Here is a 7,861-nt window from a genome sequence, read left to right as displayed (position 1 = left end):
AAGCGCCAAGGACCCAACGGCTTCCCGCCCACCCTCATCCTGACAGACTTCCAAGACACAGGGACCCATAACCACAGAGTCGAGTTGTTGGAAAGGCTGTGGCCCCAGCGTCGCGCAACAATGACCTTCGGTGGTTATGGGTCCCGGCTTTCGCCGGGACGACATCGAGTATGTTGCGTCATCGAGAGGCATACATTCACGGTCTCTCAGGATGACGGGTTCTGTTATTCCACGGCAATGACGTCTCCGGCGGTGTGGCTCCCTCGCCAGATTGTAGCCTCGCACGCATGGCTCCAATCCACTCTTTCGTCTTGTCGCGGCGGCGGATTCGGGCACAACATCCACCCAATAATGACCGCTCTGCCCGCACCTGCCACAACGCCACGCCGCTCGCCGCTCAACTGGCTCAATAACCAGCCCTATCTGCTGCTCAGCCTGACGTCGCTGTTCTGGGCCGCCAACATCGTGCTGGCGCGGCATGTCGGCAGCCATGTGCCACCGGTCACGCTGACCACGATCCGCTGGTTCGGCGTCTTCCTGATCCTGTTGCCGTTCGCCTGGCCGCACCTGAAACAGGACTGGCCGAAGCTGCGCAGCGCCCTACCGCTGATGCTGCTGTTGTCCGCGGTCGGCTTCGCCTTCAACAACGCGATCTCGTACTGGGCGATGCAGTATACCGAGGCGCTGAATGCGCTGTTGATCCAGTCGGCGGGGCCGCTGTTCGTGGCGCTGTGGTCGCTGATCCTGTTCGGCGTGCGGCTGACGCCGGCGCAGCTGGCCGGCATCGCGATCTCGCTGGCCGGTGTGCTGACCATCATCCTGCGCGGCGACTTCTCCGCGCTCGCCGGCATCAGCTTCAACCGGGGCGACATCATGTTCGGCGCCTCGCTGGTGTCGTTCGGACTCTATTCGGCGCTGATCCCGCGGCGGCCGAAAATCCATCAGCTCTCGCTGATCTCGTTCACCACCTGCTGCGGCGCGCTGATGCTGCTGCCGGTGGCGGTCTGGGAATTCTTAAGCGGCGTGACGCTGAAGCTCGACGTCCTGACCTTTGCCACGCTGGGCTACACGCTGATCTTCCCGTCCACGCTCGCCTATCTGTTCTTTAACCGCGGCGTCGCGCTGATCGGCCCGAACCGCGCCGCGCCGTTCTTCCATCTGGTGCCGGTGTTCGGCTCGGCGATGGCGATCCTGCTGCTCGGCGAGACGCTCGCGCCATTCCATTTGATCGGCTACGCGCTGGTGCTCGCCGGCGTCATCATCGCCTCGCGGCAGGGATCCGCCAACAAATCGGCGAAGCGCGTGAACCCATAAATCTGCCGGGCGGACGGCTTGCCAGAATCCGCTATGCACCGAAGGCAACCAGATTCTGCAGCTAGATGACGCGATGGGCCAGAAGGCGACCTCCAGCATGCGGGCGGTTGTTGGCGCAAAGCGGACGTGGATCCGTAGCTCCGCTGCGGGCGAGACTGACCGTCAGGGTGCCCTTCTAAGATCTCGAGATTTGGTGCCCAGAAAAGGACTGGATCGCCACCACCCAAATCGCCTGAAATTGCAGGGGATTTGAAGCTTGCGGCGTCGGTCGTGTACCGGTCTTGTGTACCGGCAGCAAGGGGCGGTCGCGACGCAAGGTTGAACGACCTTTGTGTTGATTTAGGTCAACTCAATAGCTCTGCGAGGGGGCACGCTGCATGGGTGTCGAATTCCCGCTTGGCTCCTGCGAGATTCCACATGCTTATTATTCTTTGTCTGTATATTGCTTTGATTTGGCTTATTTTTTCGCGATTGAAGCTAATCAGATGGGGGTGGGGTTCCGGCACCGTCACCGTGTTGATCGGTGCATTCATTCTCGCGGTGTTTCTCGCGCTGTTCAACCATCTGACACCGAGCGGAAGCGTCATTGTTGCTTCTCGCGTTGTTGAGGTGATCCCCAACGTCTCGGGACAGATCATCTCCGTTCCGGTAAAGACGAACGTTCCGATCAAGACAGGCGATGTCCTGTTCAAGATTGATCCCGTGCCGTTCGAGAACAAAGTCCGGCAATTGGAAGCATCATTGGCGCAGGCGCAGGATCAGGCCAAGCAACTGGTCTCCAATTACGAACAGGCCACAGCCAACGTTCAGGGGCTGACAGCCCAAGTGGCGTACAATCGGCAAAGGTTAGCCGACATGCAAAAGCTAACCAGCCAGCAGGCGCAGAGCGAGTTCAAGCTGCAGGACACCCAGTCCCAATACGACACTGCGAACTATCAATTCCAGGCTGCCAAGGCGGCACAAACAACCGCAAAACTCGCGATGGATTCGCAAGTAAGCGGCGTGAACACCGCGGTTGCGCAGATCCAGGCCCAACTCGACCAAGCAAAGTGGGAGCTGGAGCAAACCACAGTGCGGGCCCCAGACGATGGTTACGTTACAAGTTTGGCTCTTGCAGTCGGCGACCGTGCGCTGCAAGCGCGAGCCGTCATGTCACTCGTCGTGAGCAGAGACATTCGGATCATTGGAATGTTCTCGCCGAACGGATTTGAGACGGTCAGGCCGGGTGCTCCAGCCAAGATCGTATTCGACAATCGGCCCGGGCAAATCTTCTCGGCGGAAGTTGTAGATATTCCGATCGGGGTTGGCCAGGGACAGATCGCGGTTTCCGGAATGCTTGTCCGTTCCGGTTCAATGCGTGGAGCAGATTCCTATCCCGCCGTGATCTCCATACCGAAAGGCTACGACAAGGCCGATCTTCGGCTGGGAATGCCAGGCACCGCAACCGTGTTTGCACCAAATGCGGGGGTCATCGGCATCATCAAGAACATCCTGGTCTGGATCAGTTCGTACACGGCCTATTTGTGACGAGGAGAGGAGCAGAACCGCCCAGCGAGCCCGAACATGGCTCATCCTCGACCGATTGCCGCAACAAAACGCAAGAGGCGCATGCTATCGGCGTCGAAGCCTACCTCTATTTCTACTCACTGCTGTCGATGGACATAACACGAAAACAGTTCACCAACATCGAGCCCGGAAAAGAGATCGCCAAAGGGCCAGCGAATATGTTTGCCAATATACCGGAGTATCCTACCGCCAATTTCAAAGGCGTGGTGCGGCCCAACTTCGATACCTTGTATTCCTCTGCGTGATCGCTAGCCTACCTTGCGCAAGCCGGCGGATTTGCGCGGCGAATGTGACTTTGCCGCCAGCGTTTCCGTGATGAAGTCGATGAACCGCCTCACCTTGGCCGGCACGTGGTTGCGCGAGGCGTAATAGACGTAGAGCGGAAAACGCTCGTCGGGCCAGTCTGGAAACAGCTCGATCAGCGCGCCGCTCCTCAGGTGATCGTCGAGGCCGAGATCGATCACCTGCGCGATGCCGAAGCCGGCCAGGCAAGCGCCGAGCTTGGTTCCCGAATCGGTCACCGTCAGCCGCCCGTTGACCGCGACCGGCACGACCTCGCCGCCACGTCGAAATTCCCAATCAAAGGGACGCCCGGTCGCCGCGTCGATTGCCTGGATGCACTGATGGTCGCGGCTTGCCAGCTCCCGCGGATCAAGCGGCCGGCCGTGTCGTTCGAGATAGATCGGCGAGGCCACGGTGAGCACGCGCGTATCGAGTACGCGGCGCGCAATCAGCGCCGATGGCGTCGGCTCGCCGAAACGCACCGCCAGATCAAAACCGTCGCTGACCAGATCCGCGATCCGGTCGCGGGTCTCGATACGCAGCTCCATGCCCGGATTCTGCAGCAGGAACTCGCTCAGCTTCGGCGACAGCACCATGCGGGAGAACAGCGGGTCGACATTGACCCGCAGCCTGCCGCGAACCGCATCGCGCGATTTCGCGGTCTCCGCCGCCGCCTCGCCGATCCCCGCCAGATGCGCGGCAACCCGCTCATACAGCGCGCGTCCTTCCTCGGTGAGCTCGACGGCGCGGCTCGTGCGGTGAACCAGCCTGGCATCGAGACGCGCCTCGAGCTTGGCGATCGCCTTGCTGACCCCGGATTGCGTCATACCGAGCCGTTCGGCGGCCCGGCCAAAACTGCGCGCATCCGCCAGCGCCGCGAGGACCACCAGGCCGCCAACCAGCCGACCGTCAACTTCGTCCATGCCGATGCCTTTCAGTCATCCAAGAGATGACCGCCCAGTCGTAGCACTCCGCCACCACATCGGCCACTGTCGGCGCAGGTCACCGGTTCGATCCGGTGAGGCCACCGCCACATCATCCGCCAAGGAGATTTGCAATGAGCGACATCCAGGCCATCGCATCCGCGATCGATGGATATTTCGACCTGATGTACGACGTCGACGATAGCCGGTTCCGCGACGTCTTCTGCGATGCCTGCATCGTGCACGGCATCCGGGATGGCAAGCACACGGTGCGATCGGCCGCGGAATTCCGCGACTTCATCCGCAGCCGTCCCTCGCCGGCGTCGATGAAATCGCCGCGCGAGGAGGCCATCATCAGCATCGACCAGACCGCGTCCGATCTGGCCATCGCCAAGGTGCGCGTCAGGGCCGGCCAAACCGGCTTCATCGACCATCTGGTGTTTCATCGGATCGACGGCAGGTGGCTCATCACCACCAAGGTGTTTCACGTCGCGCAGGTCTTCCCGGCGGGATCGTAGCGTCCCTCACGACCGATTTTCTGAATATTAGAAGAATGACCCTGATTTGCCCGACGTGTCAAGTTGACTGGTCGGTCGCCGGCCGCCACCGGCTCCTTTGCATGGGGTTGTTTTCGATATTTTGGCAGCGCGCCCCTGCGACGGCCCGGGAGTGGCCATGCGGCGAAAGGCTGCTCCCGGCACGGCTTCCTCAGCCATGGCGGCCGGGCTAGCTTCGGCCGCAATCGGCCTGTTCAGGGCCTGCGCGGGGGACGACGACATGATCATGGGATTGAGACGATATTGCTGCCTGGCCGCCGCGGCCGCCGCCGCGTTCGCGGCGATATCCGGGGCGGCACTTGCCCAGACCTATCCCACCCGCAACATCACGCTGGTGCTGCCGTTTGCCGCCGGCAGCGGCACCGACACCACGACGCGGCTGATCTCCAAGGAGCTCGGAGTTGCGCTCGGCGTCGGCATGGTGATCGACAACCGGGCCGGCGCCAACGGGTCGATCGCGGCGAACTATGTCGCCCGCTCCGCCCCCGACGGCTACACGCTGTTCGTCACCACGAACACGACGCACTCGGCCAATCCGTATCTGCTCAAGACCATGAACTACGATCCGATCAAGGATTTCACGCCGATCGCGCGCACCGGCGACCTGCCCTTCATGCTGGTGATCCATCCGGACATCCCGGCGAACTCGGTCGCCGAGTTGATCGCGCTCGCCAAGAAGGAGCCGGGCAAGTACAGCTACGCCAGCGGCTCGTCGTCGGCGAGCGTCTCCGGCGCGACCTTCGCGCGCCTCGCCGGCATCGACCTTCTGCATGTGCCCTACAAGAGCTCGCCGCCGGCACTGACCGACGTCATCGCCGGCCGCATCTCGATGATGTTCATCGACGTGCCGACCGGGCTGCCGCACGTCAACGCCAAGGTGCTGAAGCCGCTCGCCGTCACCACCAAGCGCAAGTCGGCGCTGCTGCCGGACTTGCCCACGATGGACGACACCGTGAAGGGCTTCGATATCACCTCCTGGCAGGGCTATCTCGGTCCCGCCAACATGCCGAAGGACGTCGTGGTTAGGCTGAATGCGGAGATCCGCAAGATCGTCGAGCGGCCGGATATCAAAAGCCAGCTCGCCGAGCGCGGCATGGAGGCATTCTCCGGCACGCCCGAGGAGTTCGAGGCATTCCTCAAGGAGCAGCTCGTGCTGTGGGAGAAGCTGATCGCCGACGCCGGGATCGAGAAGCAGTAGAGACACCCGTTATTGCGAGCGAAGCGAAGCGACGAAGTCTGCCAACTCCGTCATCCTGAGGAGGCCGCAACGCGGCCGTCTCGAAGGATCGACGGCCCGGCTGGTGGCCGTGCATCCTTCGAGACGCGCGCAAAAGCGCGCTCCTCAGGATGACGGGGATGCGGAATCGTTGGGTGGCGTAGCGTCGCTAACCCACCCTACGCGGCTCGCTTACGCCGCGCGCACCTTCTGCAGGAACTCGTCGACCGCATTGCGCAGCATGCCGGACTGCGTGTCGAGCTCGCGGGCATTCGACAGCACGTCGCCGGCCGCGGTGCCGGTGGCGGCGGCCGCTGACGTGACGCCGCCGATATGGGCGGAGATCTCGCTCGAGCCGGCCGCGACCTGCTGGATGTTGCGCGCGATCTCACGCGTCGCATCGCCCTGCTGGTCGATCGCGGTCGAGATCGAGGCGGTAATCTCGCTCATCTGCGCGATGGTCGCTGTGATGCCGCCGATCGAGGTCACGGCCTCGCCGGTGGACGCCTGCATCGCCGCAACCTGCGCCGAGATCTCCTCGGTCGCCTTCGCGGTCTGGTTGGCCAGCGCCTTCACTTCGGAGGCGACCACCGCGAAACCGCGGCCGGATTCGCCGGCGCGCGCCGCCTCAATGGTGGCGTTGAGCGCGAGCAGGTTGGTCTGGGCGGCGATCGAGTGAATCAGCTTGACCACCTCGCCGATCTTCTCGGCGCCGGTGGAGAGCGCCTGCACGGTCGCGTTGGTGCGCTCGGCATCGGCCACTGCCTGGCTCGCGACCTCGCTGGAGCGCGCCACCTGGCGGGAGATCTCGGCAACAGAGCTGGAGAGCTCCTCGGCCGCCGCGGCGACGGTGCCGACATTGTTGGAGGCGCTGTCGGAAGCGGCTCCCACGGTCGCGGCACGCGCGCTGGCATCGCTGGCGGTTGCGGTCATCGACTGCGCCGTGGTCTGCATGCCGGCGGCGGCGGAGGCCACCGTGCGGACGATGCCGTTCACGCTGCGCTCGAAATCGTTGGCGATGTTCTCCATCGCACCACGGCGCTCGGCCTCCGCGCGTGACTTGGTCTCGGCCTCGGCCTGTTCCAAACCGCGGATGCGAACCGCGTTGTCCTTGAAGACCTGAACCGTGGCCGCCATTCCGCCGACCTCGTCACCGCGGCCGACGCCGGGGATGTCACCGTCGAGCTTGCCGTCGGCGATGTCGCGCATGCGCGCGCCGAGCAGGTTGAGCGGACGGGAGATACTGCGGCCGATCAGCCAGGCGACCGAGCCGGAAACGATGCCGATGCCGAGGATCGCGAGGCCGAGCAGCCAGGCAATCGGCCGCATCTTGGCATCGATATCGTCGAGATAGGCGCCGGTGCCGAGATACATGTCGAAGCCGGGGACCGCGACGGCATAACCGAGCTTGCGGATCGGCGTCTCCTGGCCGGGCTTCACATAATCATAGAACAGCAGGATCTCGCCCTTGGCCTTCACGCCGTCCATCAGTTCCTGCGAGAGCTTGCGACCATTGGTCACGACGTCCATGCGATTGGTTCCGACCTGCTTCGGATCGGGCGCCAGCACCGTGATGCCGCTGTAGTCGGTGCCGAACAGATAGCCGGCGCCGTTGTCGTAGGTCAGGGTGTTGGCGCGCTTGCCGAACTCGGCCAGCGCCGCTTCCCTGGTCAGCTTGCCGGCATCGACATCCTTCTTCAGGCCCGCCGCCATGTTCTTCGCCATCTCGACGATGGCCTTGGCCTGGTCGATGCGCGCATTCATCATCTCCCGCTGCATCAAGTGACCGGCGAGGATGCCGGCCGTGCACAGGCCAAGGAGGGTCACCCCCACCAGAATGCCGAGCTTGGGGGTGATCTTCAAATTTGACAGCTTCACGGGGGTCTCCAGAAGAGGCGGGGAACGCGACGCGATTGGCGGATTGATTCCGCGCACCGTAATGTGAGACCCTTTACCTGATGGTTACGGAGGTTCCCCGTAGAAGCCCGGAGAATCAGGCCGCG

Annotated in this window: 6 protein-coding genes and 1 pseudogene; 5 read left to right on the top strand and 2 right to left on the bottom strand. The window is 63.1% G+C overall.

Annotation, left to right across the window (positions count from 1 at the left end):
* Window positions 1–351: 351 nt before the first annotated feature.
* The 3 genes and pseudogenes from PMN64_RS29130 to PMN64_RS29120 all read left to right on the top strand — a co-directional run.
* Complete coding sequence (locus tag PMN64_RS29130) at window positions 352–1,314, top strand: DMT family transporter (RefSeq protein WP_411783142.1); 963 nt, start codon at window positions 352–354, stop codon at window positions 1,312–1,314.
* Window positions 1,315–1,731: 417 nt separating this feature from the next.
* Window positions 1,732–2,841, top strand: coding sequence for an HlyD family secretion protein (locus PMN64_RS29125; protein ID WP_411783141.1), 1,110 nt, complete (start codon window positions 1,732–1,734; stop codon window positions 2,839–2,841).
* Between the two features lie 86 nt (window positions 2,842–2,927).
* Window positions 2,928–3,122, top strand: a pseudogene (locus PMN64_RS29120) (DUF1254 domain-containing protein); the annotation flags it as partial.
* Window positions 3,123–3,128: 6 nt separating this feature from the next.
* Here the strand turns inward: PMN64_RS29120 and PMN64_RS29115 are convergent.
* Complete coding sequence (locus tag PMN64_RS29115; RefSeq protein WP_028340526.1) at window positions 3,129–4,085, bottom strand: LysR family transcriptional regulator; 957 nt, start codon at window positions 4,083–4,085, stop codon at window positions 3,129–3,131.
* A gap of 134 nt (window positions 4,086–4,219) precedes the next feature.
* On the opposite strand from PMN64_RS29115, the gene PMN64_RS29110 reads away from it, so the two are divergent.
* Window positions 4,220–4,603: a nuclear transport factor 2 family protein gene (locus PMN64_RS29110; protein WP_411783140.1), complete on the top strand. Its 384-nt coding sequence runs from the start codon at window positions 4,220–4,222 to the stop codon at window positions 4,601–4,603.
* Between the two features lie 259 nt (window positions 4,604–4,862).
* Entirely contained in the window at window positions 4,863–5,840 is a 978-nt protein-coding gene (locus PMN64_RS29105) for a Bug family tripartite tricarboxylate transporter substrate binding protein (RefSeq protein ID WP_411783143.1), read from the top strand.
* A gap of 210 nt (window positions 5,841–6,050) precedes the next feature.
* On the opposite strand, the gene PMN64_RS29100 is transcribed toward PMN64_RS29105, so the two are convergent.
* Window positions 6,051–7,736, bottom strand: coding sequence for a methyl-accepting chemotaxis protein (locus PMN64_RS29100; protein ID WP_411783139.1), 1,686 nt, complete (start codon window positions 7,734–7,736; stop codon window positions 6,051–6,053).
* Between the last annotated feature and the right edge of the window lie 125 nt (window positions 7,737–7,861).

It is taken from the genome of Bradyrhizobium sp. UFLA01-814 (assembly GCF_046718885.1).
Lineage (GTDB): Bacteria > Pseudomonadota > Alphaproteobacteria > Rhizobiales > Xanthobacteraceae > Bradyrhizobium > Bradyrhizobium elkanii.
The sequence above is the reverse complement of the archived record's forward strand: the minus strand, read 5'-3'. Positions and strand labels throughout refer to the sequence as shown.